26 protein-coding genes are annotated in these 24,655 nt (G+C 62.4%); 12 read left to right on the top strand and 14 right to left on the bottom strand.

Features of this window, described 5'->3' with window-relative positions; genetic code table 11:
* Nucleotides 1-35: 35 nt before the first annotated feature.
* On the bottom strand, nt 36-926 hold the full coding sequence (gene prpB / locus ACNQP3_RS09615) for a methylisocitrate lyase (RefSeq protein ID WP_060493053.1): 891 nt from the start codon (nt 924-926) through the stop codon (nt 36-38).
* Nucleotides 923-1,639, bottom strand: a complete 717-nt coding sequence (locus ACNQP3_RS09610) for a GntR family transcriptional regulator (protein ID WP_012271590.1) — start codon at nt 1,637-1,639, stop codon at nt 923-925. Before ACNQP3_RS09610 ends, prpB begins: the two co-directional genes overlap by 4 nt.
* A 306-nt stretch (nt 1,640-1,945) precedes the next feature.
* Here ACNQP3_RS09610 and ACNQP3_RS09605 point away from each other — a divergent pair, with 306 nt between their 5' ends.
* The 5 genes from ACNQP3_RS09605 to ACNQP3_RS09585 all read left to right on the top strand — a co-directional run bounded on the left by ACNQP3_RS09605 (nt 1,946) and on the right by ACNQP3_RS09585 (nt 7,316).
* Nucleotides 1,946-2,482, top strand: a complete 537-nt coding sequence (locus tag ACNQP3_RS09605; RefSeq protein WP_012271589.1) for an ATP-dependent zinc protease — start codon at nt 1,946-1,948, stop codon at nt 2,480-2,482.
* Between the two features lie 5 nt (nt 2,483-2,487).
* Nucleotides 2,488-4,023 carry an inactive transglutaminase family protein gene (locus ACNQP3_RS09600; RefSeq protein ID WP_012271588.1) on the top strand — a complete coding sequence of 512 codons (1,536 nt, stop codon included), beginning with the start codon at nt 2,488-2,490 and terminating at the stop codon, nt 4,021-4,023.
* Entirely contained in the window at nt 4,023-5,003 is a 981-nt protein-coding gene (locus tag ACNQP3_RS09595) for an alpha-L-glutamate ligase-like protein (protein ID WP_012271587.1), read from the top strand. The genes ACNQP3_RS09600 and ACNQP3_RS09595 overlap by 1 nt, the downstream gene beginning before the upstream one ends.
* 155 nt (nt 5,004-5,158) lie before the next feature.
* The gene (gene pabB, locus ACNQP3_RS09590) at nt 5,159-6,502 is read left to right on the top strand and encodes an aminodeoxychorismate synthase component I (RefSeq protein WP_060493054.1); all 1,344 of its coding nucleotides are present in this window, start codon (nt 5,159-5,161) and stop codon (nt 6,500-6,502) included.
* Nucleotides 6,503-6,581: 79 nt separating this feature from the next.
* The gene (locus ACNQP3_RS09585) at nt 6,582-7,316 is read left to right on the top strand and encodes a phosphoadenylyl-sulfate reductase (RefSeq protein WP_003250299.1); all 735 of its coding nucleotides are present in this window, start codon (nt 6,582-6,584) and stop codon (nt 7,314-7,316) included.
* A 38-nt stretch (nt 7,317-7,354) separates the two neighbouring features.
* Here ACNQP3_RS09585 and cysB read toward each other — a convergent pair whose 3' ends face one another.
* The 3 genes from cysB to ACNQP3_RS09570 all read right to left on the bottom strand — a co-directional run bounded on the left by cysB (nt 7,355) and on the right by ACNQP3_RS09570 (nt 10,040).
* Nucleotides 7,355-8,329, bottom strand: a complete 975-nt coding sequence (gene cysB, locus ACNQP3_RS09580) for an HTH-type transcriptional regulator CysB (protein ID WP_010953293.1) — start codon at nt 8,327-8,329, stop codon at nt 7,355-7,357.
* Between the two features lie 129 nt (nt 8,330-8,458).
* Entirely contained in the window at nt 8,459-8,956 is a 498-nt protein-coding gene (locus ACNQP3_RS09575) for a universal stress protein (protein WP_012271585.1), read from the bottom strand.
* Nucleotides 8,957-9,092: 136 nt separating this feature from the next.
* On the bottom strand, nt 9,093-10,040 hold the full coding sequence (locus ACNQP3_RS09570) for a putative 2-dehydropantoate 2-reductase (RefSeq protein WP_012271584.1): 948 nt from the start codon (nt 10,038-10,040) through the stop codon (nt 9,093-9,095).
* Between the two features lie 232 nt (nt 10,041-10,272).
* Between ACNQP3_RS09570 and ACNQP3_RS09565 the strand changes: the two genes are divergently transcribed.
* Nucleotides 10,273-11,349: a 3-deoxy-7-phosphoheptulonate synthase gene (locus tag ACNQP3_RS09565; RefSeq protein WP_012271583.1), complete on the top strand. Its 1,077-nt coding sequence runs from the start codon at nt 10,273-10,275 to the stop codon at nt 11,347-11,349.
* A 58-nt stretch (nt 11,350-11,407) separates the two neighbouring features.
* Here the strand turns inward: ACNQP3_RS09565 and ACNQP3_RS09560 are convergent, their stop codons facing one another.
* Nucleotides 11,408-11,689, bottom strand: a complete 282-nt coding sequence (locus ACNQP3_RS09560) for a GNAT family N-acetyltransferase (protein ID WP_003250290.1) — start codon at nt 11,687-11,689, stop codon at nt 11,408-11,410.
* Nucleotides 11,690-12,195: 506 nt separating this feature from the next.
* On the opposite strand from ACNQP3_RS09560, the gene oprI reads away from it, so the two are divergent.
* Complete coding sequence (oprI, locus tag ACNQP3_RS09555; RefSeq protein ID WP_003259780.1) at nt 12,196-12,447, top strand: outer membrane lipoprotei OprI; 252 nt, start codon at nt 12,196-12,198, stop codon at nt 12,445-12,447.
* Nucleotides 12,448-12,579: 132 nt separating this feature from the next.
* Here oprI and ACNQP3_RS09550 read toward each other — a convergent pair whose 3' ends face one another.
* The 3 genes from ACNQP3_RS09550 to ACNQP3_RS09540 form a co-directional block, all read right to left on the bottom strand.
* On the bottom strand, nt 12,580-13,557 hold the full coding sequence (locus ACNQP3_RS09550; RefSeq protein ID WP_012271581.1) for a L,D-transpeptidase family protein: 978 nt from the start codon (nt 13,555-13,557) through the stop codon (nt 12,580-12,582).
* A gap of 113 nt (nt 13,558-13,670) precedes the next feature.
* Complete coding sequence (locus ACNQP3_RS09545) at nt 13,671-13,961, bottom strand: hypothetical protein (protein ID WP_012271580.1); 291 nt, start codon at nt 13,959-13,961, stop codon at nt 13,671-13,673.
* Between the two features lie 58 nt (nt 13,962-14,019).
* Complete coding sequence (locus ACNQP3_RS09540) at nt 14,020-14,625, bottom strand: arylesterase (RefSeq protein WP_041166452.1); 606 nt, start codon at nt 14,623-14,625, stop codon at nt 14,020-14,022.
* Nucleotides 14,626-14,635: 10 nt separating this feature from the next.
* On the opposite strand from ACNQP3_RS09540, the gene ACNQP3_RS09535 reads away from it, so the two are divergent.
* Both ACNQP3_RS09535 and ACNQP3_RS09530 read left to right on the top strand, forming a co-directional pair.
* The gene (locus tag ACNQP3_RS09535; RefSeq protein WP_012271578.1) at nt 14,636-15,319 is read left to right on the top strand and encodes an ABC transporter ATP-binding protein; all 684 of its coding nucleotides are present in this window, start codon (nt 14,636-14,638) and stop codon (nt 15,317-15,319) included.
* Nucleotides 15,319-17,826: an ABC transporter permease gene (locus tag ACNQP3_RS09530; protein ID WP_264316967.1), complete on the top strand. Its 2,508-nt coding sequence runs from the start codon at nt 15,319-15,321 to the stop codon at nt 17,824-17,826. The genes ACNQP3_RS09535 and ACNQP3_RS09530 overlap by 1 nt, the downstream gene beginning before the upstream one ends.
* Before the next feature lie 47 nt (nt 17,827-17,873).
* Here ACNQP3_RS09530 and greB read toward each other — a convergent pair whose 3' ends face one another.
* From greB to ACNQP3_RS09510, 4 genes are all read right to left on the bottom strand, one after another.
* On the bottom strand, nt 17,874-18,344 hold the full coding sequence (gene greB / locus ACNQP3_RS09525; RefSeq protein WP_012271576.1) for a transcription elongation factor GreB: 471 nt from the start codon (nt 18,342-18,344) through the stop codon (nt 17,874-17,876).
* 11 nt (nt 18,345-18,355) lie between these two features.
* The gene (locus ACNQP3_RS09520) at nt 18,356-18,664 is read right to left on the bottom strand and encodes a hypothetical protein (protein WP_012271575.1); all 309 of its coding nucleotides are present in this window, start codon (nt 18,662-18,664) and stop codon (nt 18,356-18,358) included.
* A gap of 224 nt (nt 18,665-18,888) precedes the next feature.
* Nucleotides 18,889-19,326, bottom strand: coding sequence for a DoxX family protein (locus ACNQP3_RS09515; protein ID WP_012271574.1), 438 nt, complete (start codon nt 19,324-19,326; stop codon nt 18,889-18,891).
* A gap of 113 nt (nt 19,327-19,439) precedes the next feature.
* A complete protein-coding gene (locus tag ACNQP3_RS09510; protein WP_060514155.1) occupies nt 19,440-20,846 on the bottom strand; it encodes a transglycosylase SLT domain-containing protein in 1,407 nt (468 codons plus the stop codon).
* A gap of 157 nt (nt 20,847-21,003) precedes the next feature.
* On the opposite strand from ACNQP3_RS09510, the gene ACNQP3_RS09505 reads away from it, so the two are divergent.
* The 3 genes from ACNQP3_RS09505 to ACNQP3_RS09495 all read left to right on the top strand — a co-directional run bounded on the left by ACNQP3_RS09505 (nt 21,004) and on the right by ACNQP3_RS09495 (nt 23,815).
* On the top strand, nt 21,004-21,798 hold the full coding sequence (locus ACNQP3_RS09505) for a TatD family hydrolase (protein WP_060514156.1): 795 nt from the start codon (nt 21,004-21,006) through the stop codon (nt 21,796-21,798).
* A gap of 94 nt (nt 21,799-21,892) precedes the next feature.
* On the top strand, nt 21,893-23,371 hold the full coding sequence (locus ACNQP3_RS09500; RefSeq protein WP_264316966.1) for a methyl-accepting chemotaxis protein: 1,479 nt from the start codon (nt 21,893-21,895) through the stop codon (nt 23,369-23,371).
* Nucleotides 23,372-23,446: 75 nt separating this feature from the next.
* Entirely contained in the window at nt 23,447-23,815 is a 369-nt protein-coding gene (locus ACNQP3_RS09495; RefSeq protein ID WP_060493059.1) for an Mpo1-like protein, read from the top strand.
* Between the two features lie 36 nt (nt 23,816-23,851).
* Here the strand turns inward: ACNQP3_RS09495 and ACNQP3_RS09490 are convergent, their stop codons facing one another.
* Nucleotides 23,852-24,649, bottom strand: a complete 798-nt coding sequence (locus ACNQP3_RS09490) for an acyl-CoA thioesterase (RefSeq protein WP_264316965.1) — start codon at nt 24,647-24,649, stop codon at nt 23,852-23,854.
* Nucleotides 24,650-24,655: the final 6 nt, after the last annotated feature.

Raw genomic sequence — 24,655 nt, 5'->3', positions numbered from 1 at the left:
TATGGATGCTTTCTGGCTAATTCGGGAGATGTCGCTCAGCCCTTCTTCTGGGCAAACAACGCATCAAGGCTCTGCTCGAAGGCGTGATAGCCGATGGCATCGTAGAGCTCCATGCGGGTTTGCATGGTGTCGATCACGTTTTTCTGCGTGCCGTCACGACGCAGCGCGGTGTACACGTTCTCGGCCGCCTTGTTCATGGCGCGGAACGCCGACAGTGGGTACAGCACCAGCGACACGTCGACCGAAGCCAGTTCTTCGGTGGTGTACAGCGGCGTGGCGCCGAACTCGGTGATGTTGGCCAGAATCGGTGCCTTCACCCGATCGGCGAAAGTCTTGTACATCTGCAGTTCGGTGATGGCTTCCGGGAAGATCATGTCGGCGCCGGCCTCGATGCAGGCCTCGGCACGGTCCAGGGCAGCGTTCAGGCCTTCGACGGCCAACGCGTCGGTACGCGCCATGATCACGAAGCTGTCATCGCTGCGGGCATCCACGGCAGCCTTGATGCGGTCGACCATTTCCTGCTGGGTGACAATTTCCTTGTTCGGGCGATGGCCGCAACGCTTGGCGCCAACCTGGTCCTCGATATGGATCGCGGCAGCGCCGAACTTGCTCATCGAGCGCACGGTACGGGCAACGTTGAAGGCCGAGGCACCGAAGCCGGTATCGACATCCACCAACAGCGGCACGTCGCAGACATCGGTGATACGGCGCACGTCGGTGAGCACGTCGTCCAGGCCACTGATGCCCAGGTCCGGCAGGCCCAGGGAGCCTGCGGCCACGCCTCCACCGGACAGGTAGATGGCCTTGAAGCCGGCACGCTTGGCCAACAGGGCATGGTTGGCATTGATGGCGCCAACCACCTGCAGCGGATGTTCAGCGGCAACGGCATCGCGGAAACGCTGACCGGGGGTGCTCTTCACAGTCATTTCTCACCTCGTGGGCTGTTGTTGTGGGCGTCCAGATAGTGGCGCTCGATATTGCGTTTGGATGCACCGATATGGCGGCGCATCAGGAGCTCGGCCAGTTCGCCGTCACGGTCGGCGATGGCATCGAGAATGCGGTGGTGCTCGGCAAAGGCCTGACGCGGCCGGTTGGGCGTGGCGGAGAACTGGATGCGGTACATGCGCACCAGCTGGTACAGCTCGCCGCAGAGCATCTTGACCAGGGTCTGGTTACCGCTACCCTGAATAATCCGGTAGTGGAAGTCGTAGTCGCCTTCCTGCTGGTAGTAACCCAGGCCGGCCTGGAACGCAGCGTCGCGCTCGTGGGTGTCGAGCACCCGGCGCAACTCGTCGATGTCGGCCTGGCTCATGCGTTCGGCCGCCAGCCGGCAGGCCATGCCTTCCAGGGACTCGCGAATTTCGTACAGTTCGATCAGCTCGGCGTGGTTGAGCGACACTACCCTCGCCCCTACATGCGGCACGCGCACCAGCAGGCGCTGGCCTTCAAGGCGGTGGATAGCCTCGCGCAGCGGCCCACGGCTGATGCCATAGGTGCGCGCCAGTTCCGGCTCGGAAATCTTGCTGCCGGGGGCGATTTCACCCTTGACGATGGCCGCCTGGATGCGCCGGAAGACGTTTTCGGAAAGTGTTTCCGTTTCGTCTGCCAGCACTGGGCCAGGGGTGGAAAGGTCCTGCATATTGTCGACACCTTGAAAAACTCTTCGCCAGAAATTAACCAACAGAGCCCATCAAGTCAAAGACAAAATGAATATTGTCGACAATCGTCTAAGAACGAACTATCACCGCCTTGATGCTGTCAGATCGCGCACCGCTGGCGTCAAGACGTCGGCGTGATAGAATGCCGCGCCTCCAATGGGGTATGGATAGCCTGTCTGTCATACATTCATGCTTGTTGACAGATACACGAGGAAGCTTGCGCAGCCGTTGCCAGTCGCCTTGACCCGAACCTTGCCTAGAACCTTGCACTGCACCGCGCCAGGATTATGAGACTTACACCCGTTTTATTGCTGCTATGCCTCACCCTGCTGCCGGCCCTTGGCCAGGCTGCGGGCAAGACCGTGTATGGTCTCAACGAATACGCACAGCTGGGCGACCTGAACCTGGAAGTGGCCGCCAAGCTCGACACCGGTGCCAAGACCGCGTCGCTCAGCGCCCGCGACATCAAGCGGTTCAAGCGCAACGGCGAAAGCTGGGTACGCTTCTACCTCGCCATCGATGCGGCCCATTCGCACCCGATCGAACGCCCACTGGCACGCGTAAGCAAGATCAAGCGCCGGGCTGGCGACTATGATGCCGAATCGGGCAAGGCCTACACGGCCCGCCCGGTCATCGAACTCGAAATCTGCATGGGCCAGGCCATGCGCACCATCGAAGTGAACCTCACCGACCGCAGCGCCTTCCAGTTCCCGCTGCTGATCGGCTCCGAGGCGCTCAAGCACTTCGACGCGCTGGTTGACCCAAGCCTTAAATATGCGGCCGGCAAACCTGCCTGTGCCACCGACGCTCCCAAAGCAGAGTAATCCCGATGCGCTCTCTTACCCTCCATCTGAAAGTCCTGATCACCGTACTGGTGCTATTGGGCGTGGCGGTCACGGCTTATCAGATCTTCTTCCTCGGCATCCCGGTGACCGAGGATGAAACCGACGACCTGTGGAACATCGACGCCAAGGTCGAGTTCGTGGCCAGCACCAAGGACCCGGTCAAGGTGCAGATGTTCGTGCCGCCGCTGAACCGCGACTACGTCAGCCTGAACGAGAGCTTCATCTCCAACAACTACGGGGTCAGCGTCAACCGCGCCGACGGCAACCGCAAGGTCACCTGGTCGGCCCGCCGCGCCAGTGGCAACCAGACCCTCTACTACCGCCTGGTGCTGACCAAGCGCTACAGCAACGAGAAGACCACGGTCAAAGGCCCGACCTTCCGTGACAGCCTGGCCGTCGAAGGCCCCGAGAAGATCGCCGCTGAAGCCCTGATGGCACCGATCCGCCAGCACTCGGCCGACGTCGAAACCTTCGTCAGCGAGACCATCAAGCGGGTCAACAACCTCAACGATGACAACGTCAAGCTGCTGCTGGCCGGCGACACTTCGGCCATGAAGAAGGCCCAGATCATCGACCTGCTGCTGTCGATCGCCCACGTGCCGATGGAAAAGGTGCACACCATCCGCCTGGTCGCCGACACCCCGCAAACCCCGGAACTGTGGCTGCGCAGCTTCAACGGCAACGACTGGCTGTACTTCAACCCGGACACCGGCGAGCAAGGCCTGCCGAGCGACCGCCTGCTGTGGTGGACGGGTGACGACAACCTGATCACCGTCGATGGCGGCAAGAAGGCCAACGTCACCTTCAGCATGAACAACAGCGAGATGAACGCCATCCGCCTGGCCAAGCTGACCGACGAGAACACCGACGCCGACTTCCTCGAGTACTCGTTGTACGGCCTGCCGCTGCAAACCCAGCAAACCTTCATGATCATGGTCATGATCCCGATCGGCGTGCTGGTGATCCTGGTGTTGCGCAACCTCATTGGCCTGCAGACCCTGGGTACCTTCACACCGGTACTGATTGCCCTGGCCTTCCGCGAGACCCAGCTAGGCTTTGGCATCGTGCTGTTCACGGTGATCACCGCCCTGGGCCTGTCACTGCGCTCGTACCTGGAACACCTCAAGCTGCAGATGCTGCCACGCCTGTCGGTGGTGCTGACCTTCGTCGTGGTACTGATCGCCGCCATCAGCCTGTTCAGCCATAAACTGGGCCTGGAGCGCGGGCTGTCGGTGGCGCTGTTCCCGATGGTGATCCTGACCATGACCATCGAACGCCTGTCGATCACCTGGGAAGAGCGTGGCGGCGGCCATGCCATGAAAGTGGCCATCGGCACCCTGTTCGCCGCCTCGGTGGCACACCTGCTGATGATGGTGCCGGAACTGGTGTACTTCGTATTCACCTTCCCGGCCGTACTGCTGATCCTGGTGGGCTTCATGCTGGCGATGGGCCGTTATCGCGGCTACCGCCTGACCGAGCTCGTGCGTTTCAAGGCTTTTCTGAAGAAGGCTGACGCCTGATGTTTGGCCTGATCAAGACGTGGAAAGCCCTGGAGGCCCGGGGCATCATGGGTATCAACCGGCGCAACGCGGACTACGTGTTGAAGTACAACAAGCGCCATCTGTACCCGATCGTCGACGACAAGATCATCACCAAGGAGCGTGCCCTGGCGGCCGGCATCCATGTGCCGGAAATGTACGGCATCATCGAGACCGAAAAAGAGATCGAGAAGCTCGACCAGATCATTGGCGGACGCAACGATTTCGTCATCAAGCCGGCACAGGGCGCCGGCGGTGACGGCATCCTGGTGATCGCCGACCGCTTCGAAGACCGCTACCGCACGGTGTCGGGCAAGATCATCAGCCATGAGGAAATCGAGCACCAGATTTCCAGCATCCTCACTGGCCTGTACTCGCTCGGCGGGCACCGCGACCGCGCGCTGATCGAGTACCGGGTGACCCCGGACCAGATCTTCAAGAGCATCAGCTACGAAGGCGTGCCGGATATCCGCATCATCGTGCTGATGGGCTACCCGGTAATGGCCATGCTGCGCCTGCCAACCCGCCAGTCCGGTGGCAAGGCCAACCTGCACCAGGGCGCCATTGGTGTGGGTGTGGACCTGGCCACCGGCGTGACCCTGCGTGGCACCTGGCTGAACAACATCATCAGCAAACACCCGGACACCACCAATGCGGTGGACGGCGTGCAGCTGCCGAACTGGGACGGTTTCATGAAGCTGGCCGCCGGCTGTTACGAGCTGTGCGGCTTGGGCTACATTGGCGTGGACATGGTGCTGGACCAGGAAAAGGGGCCGTTGATTCTGGAGCTCAATGCCCGCCCGGGGCTGAACATCCAGATTGCCAACGACTGCGGTTTGACCCAGCGTACCCATGCCATCGAGGCGCATATCGAAGCGCTGGCCAAGGACGGCGTGACCGAGGATGCCGAGCAGCGGGTACGGGTCGCGCAAGGGCTGTTTGGGCACGTACCCAACCGCTGAGATACCGGGGGGGCTGCATTGCAGCCCCTAATGCAGGATCAGCCTTGTGCTGCGAATGGGCCAAACACAATGTTGAATGTCGCGCCCAGTGCTAGGCGCTTTTCCTACACAGGTCTACAATCGCCCTCCTCGCTTTTACATCGCCGTCCACACTGATGCCGACCTGTACGCTTTACCCCCTGCCCTACCAGCCCGACCCTGCCGCCTATTTCGCCCGCCTGCGCCAGGCCCCCGGCGCAATTCTGCTCGACAGCGCCCGCCCTGGCGCCGAACGCGGCCGCTTCGACCTGCTCAGCGCCTGGCCGCTGCAACAGTTGCGAGCGCACCCGCACGAAGAAGGCCGCGCCTTCCTTCAGCGCCTGCGTGTCGGCCTGGCTCAACTGGGTTACGCCGACTTGCCCGACGGTGTAGAACTGCCCTTCGCCGGCGGCCTGATCGGCTACCTGAGCTATGACTTCGGACGCCGCCTGGAACACCTGCCAAGCCATGCCGTGGACGACCTCGGCCTGCCAGACGCCCAACTGGGCCTGTACGCTTGGGCATTGGTCAGCGACCATCTGCTCGGCACCAGCCAACTGGTGTTTCACCCAAACCTGGCAGCTGACGAACGCCAACGCCTGATCAGCCTGTTCCAAGGCGAAATCAACGCCGAAGCCGGCGAGTTCCAGCTGCTCGCGCCGATGGCCGGCGACCTGCAGCCCGAGCAGTACAAAGCAGCCTTTGACCAGGTACAACGCTACATCCAGGCCGGTGACTGCTACCAGATCAACCTCACCCAACGCTTCCGCGCGCCCTGCCAGGGCGACCCGTGGCGCGCCTACCAGGCCCTGCGCCAGGCCTGCCCAACGCCGTTCTCCGGCTACCAGCAACTGGCCGACGGCAGCGCCTTACTGAGCTTTTCGCCTGAACGCTTCATTCGCGTCAACCAGGGCCAGGTGGAAACCCGACCCATCAAGGGCACCCGCCCACGCGCCAGCGACCCGACCGAAGACACGCGCAATGCCGAAGAGTTGCTGCACAGCCCCAAGGACCGCTCGGAAAACCTGATGATCGTCGACCTGCTGCGCAACGATTTGGGGCGCACCTGCAAAATCGGTTCAGTGCAGGTACCGGAGCTGTTCAGCCTGGAGAGCTACCCCAACGTCCACCACCTGGTCAGCAGCATCACCGGCCAGCTGGCCAGCGACAAGGACGCGCTGGACCTGATCGGCGACAGCTTCCCCGGCGGCTCGATCACCGGTGCACCGAAAATCCGCGCCATGCAGATCATCGACGAGCTGGAGCCATCGCGCCGTGCGCTGTACTGCGGCTCTATGCTGTATGTGGATGTGCGCGGCGAGATGGACAGCTCCATTGCCATTCGCAGCCTGCTGGTCAAGGACGGCCAGGTCAGTTGCTGGGGCGGCGGCGCGGTGGTAGCCGACTCCGAGTGGCAGGCCGAATATGAAGAGTCGATCGCCAAAGTGCGGGTGCTGATGCAAACCTTGCAGGGCTTGTGAGTCCGTCTAGCCCGCGTTTTTTTGTTACCATCACCTCATTACGAGCGCACAGCGCCACAGCCAAGATGGAAACCGCCTGATGAGCCAACCCTTCGACGTCGCCGCCCTGGCCGCGACCTACGCCAACAAGTCCCCACAGGACATTCTCAAGCTCGCGTTCGAGCATTTTGGTGATGACCTGTGGATCTCCTTCAGCGGCGCCGAGGACGTGGTGCTGGTCGACATGGCCTGGAAGCTGAACAAGCAAGTCAAGGTGTTCAGCCTCGACACCGGTCGCCTGCACCCGGAGACCTACCGGTTCATCGACCAGGTACGCGAGCAGTACAACCTGCCGATCGAAATCCTCAGCCCTGATCGGGCCAAGCTCGACCCGTTCGTCAAGGAAAAGGGCCTGTTCAGCTTCTACAAGGATGGCCATGGGGAGTGCTGCGGCATTCGCAAGATCGAGCCGTTGCGCCGCAAGTTGGCCACCGTCAGCGCTTGGGCTACCGGCCAGCGCCGCGACCAGAGCCCGGGCACCCGCAGCCAGGTGGCGGCACTGGAAATCGACAGTGCCTTCTCCACCCCTGAACGTACGCTGTACAAGTTCAACCCGCTGGCGCAGATGAGCAGTGAAGAGGTGTGGGGCTATATCCGCATGCTTGAACTGCCGTACAACAGCCTGCATGAGCGCGGCTTCATCAGCATTGGTTGCGAGCCGTGCACCCGGCCGGTGCTGCCAAACCAGCATGAGCGTGAAGGGCGTTGGTGGTGGGAAGAGTCGACGCAGAAGGAATGCGGGTTGCACGCGGGCAACCTGATCAGCAAGGCTTGAAATAGCCGGGGCTGCTATGCAGCCCCAGCATTCTTGAATCAGTGCACTGGCAGTTCGACGCCTTCGAAAAGCTCTTCCAGCTCCTGCTTGTTATGGCACTGAATCGCCTTGGCCATCACTTCGCGGGTCAGGTGCGGGGCGAACTTCTCGATGAAGTCGCACATGAAGCCACGCAGGAAGGTGCCACGGCGGAAGCCGATCTTGGTAATGCTGGCTTCGAACAGCTCGCTGGCGTCCAGGGCCACCAGGTCACTGTCGAGCTTGGCATCCACGGCCATGCCAGCAACGATGCCCACGCCCAACCCCAAGCGTACATAGGTCTTGATCACGTCGGCGTCAGCCGCGGTGAATACAACTTTCGGCGTGAGGCCTCGGTGGTTGAAGGCTTCGTCCAGCTTCGAACGCCCGGTGAAACCGAACACGTAGGTAACGATCGGGTATTCGGCAACGGCTTCCAGGGTCAGCTTCGGCAGCTTGGCCAGTGGGTGACCTTGCGGCACCACCACGCAACGGTTCCACTTGTAGCACGGCATCATGATCAGGTCGCCGAACAGCTCCAGCGCCTCGGTAGCGATAGCGAAGTCGACCGTACCGTCCGCAGCCATCTCGGCAATCTGCATGGGTGAGCCCTGATGCATGTGCAGGGACACTTCCGGGTATTGCTTGATGAAACTGCTGATTACCGGCGGCAGTGCATAACGCGCCTGGGTATGGGTAGTGGCAATGGACAGCGTGCCCTTCTTCTCGTTGGAGAACTCCTGGGCGATCTGCTTGATGCTCTCGACCTTGCGCAGGATTTCGCCTGCGGTATTGATGATGCGCTCACCGGCCGGAGTAACGCGGGTCAGATGCTTGCCACTGCGGGCAAAGACTTCAACACCCAGTTCGTCTTCGAGCAGGCGGATCTGCTTGCTGATACCTGGCTGGGAGGTATACAGGCTCTGCGCCGTCGCGGAGACGTTGAGGTCATGGTGCGCCACTTCCCAGATGTAGCGCAGTTGTTGAAGCTTCATAGGTTCCCCTCGGTTCAGCGATGAGTCCGCGGCAGCAGGCAGCGACGATATATAACTATATTAGTGGTTCTGGAAATAAATCTAGAACTATTTTGTTACGCGCCAGCCGGAAATGGCCTACAGCCATCTTCATGTTTTCCTACGCCCCAGGTGCTGCGCCAAAGGCACCATGTACACCGGCACCGGCGACAATTGCAGCAGCCGCACCGCCGTGCGCCCCAGCGGTACGTCCACCCCGGCACCGGCGCTGTGGCTACCGAATATCAATAGGTCGACGCTTAGCCGCTGCGCCTGGTCGAGAATCACTTGGGCCGGGTCGCCCTGCCGTACCCGCACGGCTCTGATCACCGCCAGATCGGCTTCTTCACCTAGCTCGTCGCGAAAGCTTTCCAGCACCCGCTGCTCTATATTCGCCATCACCGTGTTCACGCCTTGGCTATGCAACTGGTCGAGCGTCTGCTCATCGAGGTAGCTTTGCAGGAGGGATTCGGCGAACTGGCCCATCGGCTCTACCGCGTGTATCACATACAATTCGGCGTTGAACGTGCGCGCCAACGCCAGCGCGTGCTGCATCACGAAAGGGGCGTAGACACCGAGGTCGGTGGCGTACAGCATGGAGCGGATCATTCGACCTCCTCGACTGCCGCAGCGGCAGAGCAAGCTTCAGCTTAGCAGCGCGCCGGATGCACGCTTTGCCGTCCGGCGCGCTGCTGGCGTGGGCTGGAGCGACCCACAGCGAGTGCCGCCAAGGCCGAAGCCGCCTTCAGTGGGGCCGATCACTGCTGTCGATGAAACTCAGCGCCTGATACAGCATCTCCATGCGTGGCAGGCTGCACCCCGCCGCCCGAGCGCGTGCCAGCGGCTCGGCATAGATAGCCTGCAGTTCAAGGGGGCGCTGGTGGGCATGGTCGTGGTACATGCTCGGCCAGTAGTCGGGCATGCGCTCGGTCACCTGGAACAAGTGCTCGGCGTAGCCCTCCGGTAACACATGGCCACAGGCTTCCGCCCCCTGCACCACCTCGGCCATCAAGGCCTGGATCAGCTCGCGACTATGGCGCTCGGCCATCAGCGGCGTGGTGCTCGCCCCCAGCAGCACCGACAGGCCGTTGTAAGGCACGTTCCACACCAACTTCTGCCAGCGAGCCAGGGCCAGGTTCGGCATGGCCTGCGAATCGATGCCCGCGGCCTGGAACAACCCGGCGCCTTCCGCGACCAGCGCGGCGCCACCATCAATGGCCGGCCCGCTGTGGTACCCCAGATTGACCGCACCTAGAGCCTGGTGACGGATTACACCCGGTGCCTGGCGATTGACACAGATGAAGCACAGGCCGCCAAGCAGATGCATGTCGCTGCGCAAGGCCGAGCGCAACTGCTCCTCCACACCCAGGCCATTCTGCAACAGCACCACCTTGGCGCCGGGCGCAGCGGCCTGGACGATCAACGGCGCAAGCTGCGCGTTGCTGGTGGCCTTGGCACCGATCAGCAGCCAGTCACACGGCGGCATGTCGGCGGCATTGACGTAAGCCTGCACCTTCATTTGCAGCGTGCCATGCACGGCACTGTCCAGGCTAAGCCCCTGCTCGCGAACGGCCTGATACTCGCTGCGCAGCAGAAAATGCACATCGAAACCGGCCCGGGCCAGCATCAACCCATAAAAGCCGCCAATGGCGCCACTGCCGATGATGCCGATGCGCGGGGTGTTCGAATGCATGCCAATCTCCAGCTATAGGGTCAGCCCTCTTTTTACACAGGTTGAGCCGCGCTGGGCAGCCCATTCGCGCGCAACCCCCTCGAACAGGGAAAAACCCCACAATGACTGGGCTTAGCCCATTGTCGCGCCACCTGTAACGCGCTAAGGTTCGGCTCCCCGCTGCGATTATTCTTGCTGCTGGGCCGCACGGGGATTGTTGGCGGCCGGCACCCGTGACCTGACGAGTAACACGATGGCTGATTTACCGATCGATGACTTGAACGTTGCCTCCAACGAGACCCTGATCACCCCTGATCAGCTCAAGAAGGAAATCCCCCTCAGCGCCAAGGCCCTGCAGACCGTGACTGCCGGCCGTGAAGTGGTGCGCAATATTCTCGACGGCAAGGACCATCGCCTGTTCGTCGTGGTCGGCCCTTGCTCGATCCACGACATCAAGGCCGCCCACGAGTATGCCGAGCGCCTGAAAGTGCTGGCCGAAGAAGTGTCCGATACGCTGTACCTGGTCATGCGCGTGTACTTCGAAAAGCCACGCACCACCGTCGGCTGGAAAGGCCTGATCAACGACCCATACCTGGATGACTCGTTCAAGATCCAGGACGGCCTGCACATCGGCCGCCAGCTGCTGCTGGACCTGGCTGAAATGGGCCTGCCGACTGCCACCGAGGCGCTCGACCCGATTTCCCCGCAGTACCTGCAAGACCTTATCAGCTGGTCGGCCATTGGTGCCCGCACCACCGAGTCGCAAACCCACCGCGAGATGGCCTCGGGCTTGTCCTCGGCGGTCGGCTTCAAGAACGGCACCGACGGCGGCCTGACCGTTGCCATCAACGCTTTGCAGTCGGTGTCCAAGCCGCACCGCTTCCTGGGTATCAACCAGGAAGGCGGTGTATCGATCGTTACCACCAAGGGTAACCCTTACGGCCATGTGGTACTGCGCGGCGGCAACGGCAAGCCGAACTACGACTCGGTCAGCGTTGCCCTGTGCGAACAGGACCTGGCCAAGGCCAAGATCAAGGCCAACATCATGGTCGACTGCAGCCATGCCAATTCCAACAAGGACCCGGCCCTGCAACCGCTGGTCATGGAAAACGTTGCCAACCAGATCCTCGAAGGCAACCAGTCGATCATCGGCCTGATGGTCGAAAGCCACCTGAACTGGGGCTGCCAGTCGATACCGAAAAACCTGGACGAGCTGCAGTATGGTGTGTCGATCACCGACGCCTGCATCGACTGGTCGGCTACCGAGAAGACCCTGCGCAGCATGCGTACCAAGCTGAAAGATGTGCTGCCGCAGCGCAAGCGCGGCTAAGCATTGCAACAACGAAAAACGCCGGGCAATGCCCGGCGTTTTGGTGTCTGGTGCCTGCTCAGGCTTTGCTCGAATGCCGCTGCTGGCGCTCCATGTAGCGCTCTACATACGAGCAGGACGGAATCACCGTGTAGCCCATCTGCTCGGCGTACTCCAGGGCTCGTTCGGTCAAAGCGGCAGCGATCCCGCGGCCGCGCAGGGCGTTGGGCACGAAGGTGCGATAGATGTCCAGCGTCTGCTTGCCCAAATCCATGTACGTCAGATAGGCACGATGACCGTCCACGTTGGTCTCGAACTGATGACCCGCCTGGTCATGGTGGATGGTCAGCGCTTCGCTCATCACTACTCCTTGCAGGTCTTCTCGGCAGACCCATACCTTAACCGATGGTTGTTTATCCGGCACAGAATCTCTACGCCACCTGTTGCCCCTTCGACCACTGGACGATTGTAATCGTTCGGATCCTCTGGCACTCACAAGATAGTAGGCGCCGCGAGCGTGATTGCTCAAGGTGGCGGCGGTTAAAAATGGCCAAAATGGCATCAGGGCGACTTTCCCCATCCCACCCAACAGCCGCCGGATGTTCTAGGGCTTAAGACGCTGAGGGACAGTTAAAGTCACCCTTAGTTCAACAAAAAAGTTCCTGTACTACAATCGCTTGCGAACCCTGCACGTTTTTTTCACAGAGACGTCGCAAATCTTGTCGGCGCAGGGTCAAGCAACATTTTTTTTGCAGTTCTTGCGCTCTGTCAGTTTACTTACTACAAGTAATGGGTACTATGTACGCCGGCCAGTTTCTCTTTCCTGAGAGATGGCTATTTAATAGAAAGTCCTTGAAGGGGAACACGATGAACAACGTTCTGAAATTCTCTGCTCTGGCTCTGGCCGCAGTTCTGGCTACCGGTTGCAGCAGCGTATCCAAAGAAACCGAAGCTCGTCTGACTGCGACTGAAGACGCAGCAGCTCGCGCTCAAGCTCGTGCTGACGAAGCCTACCGTAAGGCTGACGACGCACTGGCAGCCGCTCAGAAGGCTCAGCAGACCGCTGACGAAGCCAACGAGCGCGCTCTGCGTATGCTGGACAAAGCCAGCCGCAAGTAATAATCCTCACGGATTGTTAAGAAGCCGACCCACTTGTGGGTCGGCTTTTTTATTGCCTGTGAAACGGGCAAACACGTCAGGCGGGTACGAAAAGGCCTGCACTAAGGCAGGCCCGGGTGTGTCGCGATTACCTTACTGCAGTTCGGGCGGAATGCTCGTAACCATTGGTGTGCCACCCTGGTTTTCCACGGGCACGGCAATTTCTACCGGCATGCCATCTTCTGCAGCCACCACGTCTCGCACCATGTCCCAGTTCATGCGCAGGTTATTGGCCAGGTCTTCGCGCTTGAGCAAGGCATTGATAACGGCGGTGTGTTTGTCCACCACTGACGGGTTACCCTGGTCATCCAGCGGCGTGTGTGCCTCAAGATAGACCTTGCCGCCACTGATACCAAACTTGTACGGCTCGTTGATGATGCGTACCGGAGTACCCACCGGCACCATCTTCGACAGTTCCAGCACGTTGTTGTTGAGCATGCGGAAGCAACCGTGGCTGGTACGCATACCAATGCCGAACTTCTTGTTCGAACCGTGGATCAGGTAGCCCGGCACACCCAAGGTGAACTTGAACGGCCCCAGCGGGTTGTCCGGGCCAGCCGGCACCACGGCGGGCAGGATGTCACCGTCCGCTGCGTGCTCTTTGCGAATCGAGGCAGGCGGCGTCCAGGTCGGGTTTGGCGTCTTGGCAGTGATCTTGGTGTTGGCGATCGGCGAGCCCCAACCCTCCCGGCCAATACCCAGCGGGAAGGTATGTACCACGTTCTGCCCTTTCGGGAAGTAATACAGGCGGTACTCGGCCAGGTTGATGACGATGCCTTCACGCGGGCCCGGCGGCAAGACGTAACGGGTCGGCAGGATGATTTCGGTGCCGGCGCCCGGCAGCCAGGGGTCAACGCCCGGGTTGGCGGCAATCATTTCCAGGTAGCCGAGGTCGTTGGCGGTGCCGATATCGGCGAACGTGTCCTCGTACTTTGCCTTGATCACATGCACCTGGCCGACGATGTCTTCACCGGGCGGTGGCAGTGGCAGCTCCAGCGCAGCAGCGGGGCCCGCTACCAGCAGGGCGGCCAGGGACAGGCTACGGGTGACGGCAGGAAAGCGCGGCAACATCCGGTAAATCCTTCGAAAGGTGGGTCAAGAGGATCGATTGTACACCCGCGCCAGTGCAAGCGGGAGGCATTGGCGTCATGCAAGCGTTTCAGATGATGAAAGGTGCTTGCCGTTCAGCTGCCATGCAGCTCAGGCCACACCGGGCGCATGCCGCGTCGCTGGGCATCGAGGATGGCACGGCATAGGTCACACAGGCGGCCATCGCGGTAGATCGAGCGCGGCACCCCCGACCAGCGCGGCTGCGCAGGTAGCAGACCACCGCACAAGGTACGGTCGACTGGCACACCCAGCTCAAGCTGGCGGGCCACGAGGTGAACACGGATTTCCTGGCAGGCGAACAAGTCGAGCTGCTCGTCAGGCTCGATCAGTTGGTAGGCAAACAGGGACCAGGCAGGGCGCGGCATTGGGGGCACTCGAAACGGGGGGCGCAACATTAGCCGAAAGGCGCCCTCGTTTAAAGCTTCACAGCAAGGGTTTTATCGCTGGCCAGGCATTTTCCAGCAGGCGCTGCTGGGCACCCTGCGCCGGATGGATGCCGTCGGCCTGCATCAGCTCAGGCACGCCCCCTACCCCTTCAAGGAAAAACGGCACCAAGGGCACCTGCTTGTCCGCTGCCAGCTGTTCATACACGTTGGCAAATGCGGTGGTGTAGCGCACACCATAATTGGGCGGTAGGCGCATGCCCAACAAAAGTACCTTGGCACCAGCCTGGCGCGAACGCTCGATCATCGACGCAAGATTTTGTTGCAATTGCGCGGGCGGCTGCCCGCGCAGGCCATCGTTACCGCCCAGCTCCAACACCACCAGGCTGGGTTTATGGGCTGCAAGCAGCGCCGGCAGCCGTGCCTGGCCGCCTGCGCTGGTGTCGCCGCTGATCGATGCATTGACCACTTTGTCATCGAAACCTTCGTCCTTGAGGCGGGTCTGCAAGAGAGACACCCAACCCTGGCGGGTATCCAGGCCAAAACCGGCGCTGATACTATCGCCAACAATCAGCAGCGTTCCCGCCGCCGCGCTCTGGGCCAGGCAATACAGGGCCAGACCGGCACTCAACCACCACACTCGCATCGGATTCTCCATGAGCCCCAGCATTCTCGTTGCGCAGAACCTTAGCAAAGTGGTCCCCAGCGCGGAAGGCGACCTGACCATCCTCCACGCACTTTCCCTTGATCTCACCCAGGGTGACAGCTTGGCCATCGTCGGCGCCTCGGGCTCTGGCAAGTCGACCCTGCTCGGCCTGCTCGCGGGCCTCGACCAGCCCAGCGCTGGCAAGGTCATTCTCGCCGGCCATGACCTGGGGCCACTGGATGAAGACCAGCGCGCCCGTGTGCGCGCCGAACATGTGGGCTTCGTGTTCCAGTCGTTCCAACTGCTCGACAGCCTCAATGCGCTGGAAAACGTCATGCTGCCACTGGAGCTGGACGGCCGCCGCGATGCACGCGAACAGGCGCGCACCCTGCTGGAACGGGTCGGCCTCGGCAAGCGCCTGAGCCACACCCCACGCCAACTGTCGGGCGGCGAGCAGCAGCGGGTGGCCATCGCCCGCGCCTTCGCCGCACAGCCTGCGGTGTTGTTTGCCGACGAACCCACCGGCAACCTCGACAGCCACACGGGTGAGCGCATCAGCGACTTGCTGTTTGAATTGAACAAGGAGCGCGGCACCACCCTGGTGCTGGTCACCCATGACGAACGCCTGGCCCGGCGCTGCCGCCGCCAGATCCGCCTGGACGCGGGGCGCCTGGTGACCTCGGTGGAAGCCTGATGAACCACATGCCGTTATCCCGCCTGTGCGGCCTGGCCCTGCGCCAGTTGCTGCGCGACATTCGCGCCAGCGAAGTACGCGTGCTGTTCTTTGCCCTGCTGGTGGCGGTGGCAGCCAGCACCGCCATCGGCTATTTCGGCGCCCGCCTTAACGGTGCCATGCAACTGCGCGCCAGCGAATTCCTGGGTGCCGACCTGGTGCTGCAGGGCAGTGCCCCCGCCCGCGAGCAACAGATCGATACCGGCACGGCACTTGGCTTGCGCCACGCGCAGGTGGTCGAGTTCACCAGTGTGGTGGGCGGCGATAACGGCATCCAACTGTCCAGCGTCAAGGCCGCCGACGGCACCTACCCATTGCGCGGGCAAGTACGCAGCGCGCCGGCACCTTACGCCGAGGAAACGCCTGGCGGCGGCCCTGCTCCTGGCGAGGCGTGGGTCGAACCACGCCTGCTGGCGGCACTGGGGCTGGCGATTGGTGACAGCATCGACGTAGGCATGAAAACCCTGCGCATGAGCCGCGTGCTGACCTACGAGCCAGACCGCGCCAACAACTTCTACAGCCTTACCCCGCGCGTGATGATGAACCTGGCCGACCTGGGGGCAACCGGCGTGATCCAGCCGGGCAGCCGGGTCACCTACCGCGACCTGTGGCGCGGTGATGCCGAGGCACTGGCCCGGTACCGCCAAGCCGTGGAAAAAGACCTGGCCGCCAACCAGCGCCTGCGCGACACCCGCGATGGCAACCAACAGATCGGCGGCGCGCTGGGCAAGGCCGAACGCTACCTGAACATGGCCAGCCTGGTGGCCGTGCTGCTGGCCGGCGTGGCTGTGGCCCTCTCGGCCAGCCGCTACGCCGCACGCCGCCTGGACGCCAGCGCCCTGCTGCGCTGCCTGGGGCTCTCACGCCGCCAGGCTCTGGGCTTGTATTGCCTGCAGTTGGCCATGCTCGGCCTCGTCGCCGCCTTTGCCGGCGCCCTGCTCGGCTGGCTGGCTCAGTTGGGCCTGTTCCGCTTGCTGCACGGCCTGCTGCCAAGCGTGGTACCGGCCGGTGGCATCATCCCGGCGCTGGCCGGTATCGGTACCGGGCTGGTTGCACTGGCCGGCTTCGCCCTGCCGCCAATTGCCGCCCTGGGCCAAGTTCCGCCACTGCGGGTACTGCGCCGTGATCTGTTACCGATACCACCCAGCAGCTGGTTGGTGTACGGCGCCGCTCTGTTTGCCCTGGGCCTGATCATGTGGCGCCTGAGCCTCGACTTGCTGCTCACTTTCGCCCTGCTCGGCGGCGGCCTGGTCGCTGCACTATTGCTCGGTGGCCTGCTGTTACTCGGATTGCGCAGCCTGCGCCAGCTGCTGGCCGGCGCGCCACTCACCTGGCGCCTGGGGCTCGGCCAGCTGTTACGCCACCCCATGGCTGCCGCCGGCCAGGCCCTGGCCTTCGGCTTGATTTTGCTGGCCATGGCCCTGGTCGCCCTGCTGCGCGCAGAACTGCTCGACACCTGGCAAGCGCAGTTGCCCAAGGATGCGCCGAACCATTTCGCCCTGAACATCCTGCCGGATGACCGCGAACCGTTCGCTCAACGCCTGCACCAGGTCAACGCCACTTCAGCGCCGCTGTACCCGGTGACGCCCGGGCGCCTGGTGCAGATCAACGAGCAGCCGGTACAGCAGATCGTCAGCAAGGACTCGGCAGGCGAGCGCGCCGTACAGCGCGACCTCAGCCTGACCTGGGCCGCCGAATTGCCCGAAGGCAACGCGCTGACCGCCGGCAGCTGGTGGCAAGCCTTGCCAGCCGACAACGAAATCCCCGGGGTATCGGTGGAAGCGGAACTGGCCAGCAGCCTGAAACTGCACATGGGCGACCTGCTGACCTTCGACATCGGCGGCCAGCAGCGCCAGGCCCGCGTCAGCAGCCTGCGTAGCGTGCACTGGGACAGCTTCCAGCCGAATTTCTACATGATCTTCCAGCCCGGCACGCTACAAGGGCTGCCGACCACCTACCTGACCAGCTTCTACCTGGCAACGGGGCATGATCTGGATGTGGTGGCGCTGTCACGGGCGTTTCCGGCAGTGACCATCCTGCAGGTGGATGCCTTGCTCGACCAGCTGCGCAGCATCCTCGCCCAGGTGACCCTGGCGGTGGAGTATGTGCTGCTGTTCGTACTGGCGGCCGGGCTGGCGGTGCTGTTCGCAGGCTTGCAGGCCACACTGGACGAACGCATTCGCCAGGGCGCCTTGCTGCGCGCCCTGGGGGCGGCGCGGCCGTTGCTGGTCAAGGCTCGGCGTATCGAATTCGGTTTGCTGGGAGCGGCCAGCGGGCTGTTGGCTGCAGTGGGCTGCGAACTGATTACCCTGGTGCTGTACCGCTACGCCTTTGACCTGCAATGGAGCCCACATCCGTGGTTGCTGGTGTTGCCGCTTGCGGGGGCGTTGCTGGTGGGGGGGGCGGGGGTACTGGGGACGCGACGGGCCTTGAATGCTAGCCCGCTGGCGGTTCTACGCGACACTTGATGGCTGCCTGTGCCCGCGAAGAGGCGGGCACAGGTAACGTCAACTCATCACCCGTAGCTGATGCTGTTCACATACCAGGTCGCTTCACCAGTAGGTGTATGCACCACCACCTCATCGCCCTCCTCCTTCTTCAACAAGGCGCGGGCCATGGGCGAGTCGATCGAAATGTAATCGTTGCGCCCGTAGATCTCGTCATAGCCGACAATGCGAAACTTCATGGTCTCGCCCTCATCGTTCTCGATTTCGACCCAGGCACCGAAAAACACTTTGCCCTCCTGCTGCGGCGAGTACGCCACCACCTTCACATCTTCAAGGCGCTTGCGCAGGTAACGCACTCGGCGGTCGATTTCGCGCAGTAGCTTCTTGTTGTACTGATAGTCGGCGTTCTCGCTACGGTCTCCCAGCGACGCCGCCCAGGCGACTTTCTGGGTGATTTCCGGCCGATACACCCGCCACAGGTGGTCCAGCTCCTTCTTCAGCGCCTCATGGCCTTCCGTGGTGATGATGTTGGTGCTCAACAGCGCACTCCTCAGCGGCGGGTAATCAGGCCTTGGCGCGCGATGCGGGTGAGGTGGCCGATGACTTCGGCAGCCTCCTCCAGCGCTGGCGCCTGGATCACGGCCAGGTCGAAACGGTCAGTGCCATACTGCGCGAGGTAGCAGCCGCTATCGGCGAACTGAATCAGAAAGGCACGCGCCTGGCCCTTGCGCCGTGACAGGCCTTCGAGATGACGCAAAAGGGTGGGCTGATGCTGGCCGCCGAGCAGGATGCGCGGTGTGCGGGACGCCTGGTTGGCAGGCAAAGGGCTCAAACAGACACTGGTACGTGGGCAACTCATGGAGCTTCTCTCCGCCTCGCGAATCCCGCTGGGCAGCGGTGGGAGGCGTCACCGAACCAGCGCTTTAGCGGTATTTCGGATGGCCCGGAGGTGGGGCTTTCCTGCGCCCCGCAAGTAGCTGTTTAAATCGGCGCAGGCGGTATGCTAGAGCTACAAGCGGCAAGATACAAGCCTCAAACCGATCACTTTCGGCTTGAGGCTTGTATCTTGCCGCTTGCGCAGTATCAGCGGGCGATCAGGCGGTCGAGCGAGAAGCGGCCTGCGCCTTCGATCATGACGGCAACGGTACCGGCCAGCAGCGCCAAGGCGAACTCATAGCCGTTGTTGGACATGAACAGGCCATTGCCGATGTGCACCGAGAAGATCGCCACCACCAAGGTCACGGTCAGCGCCAGCGCCGCTGGACGAGCCAGCAGGCCAACCACCAGGGCCAGGCCGCCGAAGAACTCGGCACTACCGGACAGCAGGGCCATCAGGTAACCCGGGGCCAGGCCGATGCTTTCCATCCATTGGCCGGTGCCTTCCAGGCCATAGCCACCGAACAGGCCGAAGAGTTTTTGCGCACCATGCGCCATGAAAATGATGCCGACCAGGATGCGGATAACGCTGAGGCCAGCGCCAGCACGGGTAGAGAACAGGGCGTTGAGGGTAGTGTTGTTCATGTCGGAGCGTCCTTGAAGCGAGGAAGTTGTGTTGGGATGAGCGCCATCATAATCAATTCTACTGATATGAAAATCGCAAAAAGCCCAACATAACAATCTACAAATTCGATACATCAACGCTTCGCTACGCGCTCCAGCGCGACCCGTTCGCGGTTGAACGCCAGGTAGTATTTGTTGACGCTGTTGACGAAATTGACTGGCCCCATACCCACCTGCTCCATGGCGATGCGTTCGGTCTGGAAAAACCACTGGTTACCGTTGAGCCCACGCCGCCGAGCCTCGGCGCGCATGGCCTGGACCCGCTCGGGGCCAAGATTGTAGGCTGCCAGCACAAAGGCCATGCGCTCACGCTCGTTGATCTTGGCACTGGCGAAGAACTTGCGCCGGATAAGCGCCAGGTATCGAGCACTGGCCTGGACATTGCCATCCACCGTCGCGGTGTTGCTCACCCCCACGCGCTGGGCGGCCGAAGGGGTGATCTGCATCAGGCCATGGGCACCACCGGTGCCGCGTGCAGCCGGGTTGAGCGTCGACTCCTTGAAGGCCAGCGCAGCCAGGTTGAGCCAGTCGATCTGCTGCGCCTGACCATGCTTCTGCAGCACCGCCCGCACCGAGGCCAGGCGCTGGCGGTCCTTGCTGGCCAACGGGTTGTGCACCCGATACTGACGGCGGTAGATGCGCTCGAACGCGGCATCCTGGTTGTCAGGCGCGCGGTAACCTTGCAGGAAGTGATCGACCGTCGCCAACAATTGCGGCGCATCACGCCCCACATACCAGCGCATGGCTTGCGGCGCCCCCAGGTGCACCCGGCTGTCCAGGCGCAGGCGCGGCATAACCCGCGCCCATCGGCGGGCAATTGGCTGCTCGACTACGGTCAGGTGGTAGATGCCAGCCTGCACCATCTCCAGCACGTCCTCCACCGCCAGCGTCGAATCGACCCACTCCACCTTGATTGGCGGCCGCTTGCGCAGCGCCAGTTGCTGGTTGACCTGCTGGATCATTGGCCCGGCGGCGCTGGCGCTGGTCAAGGCCACGGTACGCCCGGACAACTGCTCGACCTTGCTGAAGCTTCGCTCGCCTTTACGCCCGACCAGCATCAACGGCACCTGGTCGAGTATCGGCGCACTGCTGCTGACGCCGCGCACCGTGCTGGGGTCGAGCAGTTCGCCAGGCGCAGCCAGGTCACCCTCGCCACGGGCCAAGGCGCCCAGCAACTGCTCCTTGGCCCTTGGGATGAGCTTTAGCTGGATCTGCTGGTCGTCGGCGGTACGAGCATTGAGGTAATGCTCCAGGGCACGCAGGCGATAATACTCAATGCCGACCGGCTCGCCCTTGACCTCACCCGAGCTGTTGCGGCTCTGGTTGACCAGCACTCGCAGCACTTTGCTGGTGCGAATCTGCTGCAGGTCACGCACCTTGGCTGGCGGAATATTCTGCTGCGGCCCCGGCGCGCGCGCCTGTGCCGGACCGGCAAGGACCAGCCCGAGCGTCAGCAGGAAAACAAGCCAGCATCGCAGCATGCGCAAACGTGTCCGTGGTCGGTGGGCGGCATCCATGGGTTGCACCGCCAAGTGATAAATGACGGTAAAAGACCACGGCAACAGCATGAAGTTCTTGGTTTTTTCAGAAAAACGCGGTTTTTGCTATGCTGGCCGCCCCGCGGCACGAGATAGCACCATGCAACTGATCGATATCGGCGTCAACCTGACCAACAGCAGTTTCCACGACCAACAGGCAGCAATCGTCGAGCGCGCACTTGAGGCCGGGGTTACGCAAATGGTGCTGACAGGCACCAGCCTGGCCGTCAGCGAACAGGCGTTGGCGCTGTGCCAGCAGCTGGACCCGAGCAGTGCGCACCTGTTCGCCACGGCCGGCGTGCACCCTCATGACGCCAAAGCCTGGGATGCCGACAGCGAGCGCCAGCTGCGCCTGTTGCTGAATGAACCGCGCGTGCGCGCCGTGGGCGAATGCGGCCTGGATTTCAACCGCGACTTCTCCCCTCGCCCGCTGCAGGAAAAAGCCCTGGAAGCCCAGCTGGCCCTGGCTGTGGAGCTGCGCCTGCCGGTGTTCCTGCACGAGCGTGATGCCAGCGAACGCTTGCTGGCAATCCTCAAAGATTACCGCGACCACTTGACCGGCGCGGTGGTGCACTGCTTTACCGGTGAGCGCGAAGCACTGTTCGCCTATCTGGACATGGACCTGCATATCGGCATTACGGGCTGGATTTGCGACGAACGCCGCGGCACCCACCTGCACCCTCTGGTAGGCAACATTGCGCAAGGCCGGCTGATGCTGGAAAGCGACGCGCCCTACCTGCTGCCGCGCAGCCTGCGGCCCAAGCCAAAAAACGGCCGTAACGAGCCGGCGTTTCTGCCGGAGGTCTTGCGCGAAGTGGCCCTGCATCGAGGTGAGTCGGCCGAGCAGACCGCGGCGCATACCACAGCGACGGCGCGGGCATTTTTCCAAATCTGAATTTGACGCATATCAACAACGGACCTGAGTGATACAGGCACAATGATGGCACCTTGCCAATATTGTTTCCGCTCAACTCAGAGAAGACCTGCCCATGGGTGCCTGGCTTAGCAACGTTTCCTTGAAGTACAAATTCTGGGCCGTCAACGCGGTGGCCTTTGTGACCACCTTGCTGCTGGTGCTGTATGCCGTGCACCTGGAGCAACGCGCACGCGCCGAGGCAGCGCAGGAGCAAGCGGCCGCGCAAGCCCAGTTGTTGGCTGCCTGGCCGGCCGGGCAAGCACTGCCGCGCCCGGCCAACGTCATCAGCTGGTCGGCCGGGCAAACGCCAACCCTCGCCGGTGAGGCCCTTGAAGCCCTGCGCAACGCCCAGGGCTGGGTTGCACTGCCCAGCGCCTGGATCCTCGGTGACAACCCGCTGCGCGGCGCACAGGTACTGCGCAACGGCGACCAGCAGGTTGCCGTGCTGGCCCAGTCGCCCAGCCTGCGCCAGGTATTCTTCGATCGCTTCAGCAATTACGCGGTGTGCGTGCTGATATTGATGCTGGCCATGCTCGGCGCCTCACAACTGCTGATCCGCTTCCTGCTCAGCCAGCTCAATACCCTCAAGGACGTGATGCTGCACGTGGAAAAAACCGGCGACCTGGCGGCTCGGGTACCGCTAGCCTGTGGCGACGAGGTCGGCCAGATGGCCGGGGCCTTCAACGCCATGCAGGCAACCTATCACCGCGTGGTCAGCACCGTCGCCCATACCGCTGCACAGTTGGACTCAGGTGCCGCACGCCTGGCCGCCAGCATGAGCGACGTGCGCCACGGCATGCTTGGCCAACAGAGCGAGACCGATCAAGCGGCCACCGCCATCAACGAAATGTCGGCGACGGTGCACCACATTGCCCAGCACGCCGGCGCCACCCGCGACTTGTCACAATCCGCCGACACCCTGGCCGGCAGTGGCAAAGAGGTGGTCAGCCGGGTGCAGGATTCGATTTCCGGGCTTTCCAGCGGCGTGCAGCAAACTGCCGAGATGATTCGTCAGCTGGCTGAAGACAGTCAGAAAATCAACGGCGTGGTCAGTGTGATCCACAGTATTGCCGAACAGACCAACCTGCTGGCGCTCAACGCCGCCATCGAAGCAGCGCGCGCCGGTGACTTGGGGCGCGGCTTTGCCGTGGTGGCCGATGAAGTGCGCAACCTGGCCAAACGCGTGCAATCCTCCACAGACGAGATCACCACCATGGTTTCGGCCCTGCAGTCGGGCACCCGCGATGCAGTGGAGTTCATGCAGGAAAGCTCGTACAAGGCCGACGACTGCGTGCGCCAGGCACAGGAAGCCGGTGAGGCGCTGGCCGAAATCACCGGTGCCGTGGCGCAAATGCGCGAAAGCAATACCCAGATTGCTGTGGCGGCCGAGCAGCAAAGCCAGGTGGCCGAGGAAATGAACCGCGCGGTGGTGAGCATCCGCGATGTCACCGAGCAGACTGTGCAGCAGACAGTGAGCTCGGCGACCACCAGCAGCGAACTGGCGACCCTGGCAGGCGAACTGAGCAAAGCCATTGGCCAGCTCAAGCTATAGCCACCATAGCCAGCCTCGATTGGCCCCCGCTCGGGGGCCGCACTAAGCTTTGGGCATGACCGAGAGGAATTACCCATGAGCAAACGCCTGCCCAACCTGCCCGCCTGGCAATGGCGCGGCTACCACCATAACCACCGCCACCCGACCAATCTGGTGCTGCACCTGATTGCCGTGCCGTTGTTCATCCTGGGGGCTCTGCTGGTGCTGTCCGGCCTCTTCGGTCTCGACCTGGGCCAGATCGCGGTGGGTATCATTGCCTTGATCGCCGGCCTCGGCCTGCAGCGCCATGGCCACCGCCTGGAAGCCGAACAGCCCGAGCCATTCGCCAACCGCCAGGATGCCATGCAACGCTTACTGACCGAGCAGTTCATCACCTTCCCGCGCTTTGTACTCAGCGGGGCTTGGTGGAAGGCCTGGCGGGAGCGGCACAAGCACCGCCATTGACGTGACGATCATGCGCGCAATCGCTGTGGTTACGGGTTAGGCAAACACGGTGACGGTCTGGCGGCTCAAGGCCAGCAATTCACCCCCTGCGGTCCACAACGCCGCAGCAGCATGCCCATAACCATCCCGCGCATGCTCGGTCTCTACGCAATACCGGCACCAGTCCAGGGTCGATAGCTTCGCTGTGGGCTGAATGAATTCGATGGTCCAGGTCAGCGTGCTGCCCGCTGCGGGCTGCTTGAGAAACGGCATCAGGCTCGGTGGCCAGGCATCGACCAACGCCAGCAGGTGCGTTTCGTTGACCTGTTCTTCAGCCACATCCCGCAACCGTACCCAGCCCCCCATCTTGCGCGACTGATTGCCACTAAACGGCAACCCGCCCACTGCCCAGCGCAATGCCACGTGCCGCATGAACTCCGGGGTAACGCCTTTGATGTACGGTAACTCGGGAGCTGCATCATCGAGTGCCGGTATTTCCATCGCCGGTAATGCTGGCACTTCGACCACCGAAGGCCGGCCTGCACCGAAATTGCCCTGTACCAGCGTCACAACCTGGCCATCCTGAACGGCGCGGCCCAGCAAGGTGCTGACTGCCTTGCCTTCACGCAGCACCTCCACCTCGAAGCGGATCGGCACATCTGCCGCCGCTGGCGCCACAAAGCTGATGGCCAGCGAGCGTACCGGGCGGCTGTCGCTTAGTTTCAGGCGCATGGTTTCATAGACCATTGCCGCCATCAGCCCGCCAAAGGCAGCGCGGCCCTGGGCCCAGCTGGGCGGGATACTGACGGAGTTCGGGTTGGCCCGCACGGCGTCGAGCAGTTGGTTGAAATTCATTGGCCG

This window comes from Pseudomonas sp. LFS074 (assembly GCF_047978165.1).
GTDB classification, from domain to species: domain Bacteria; phylum Pseudomonadota; class Gammaproteobacteria; order Pseudomonadales; family Pseudomonadaceae; genus Aquipseudomonas; species Aquipseudomonas putida_P.
The sequence above is the reverse complement of the archived record's forward strand: the minus strand, read 5'-3'. Positions and strand labels throughout refer to the sequence as shown.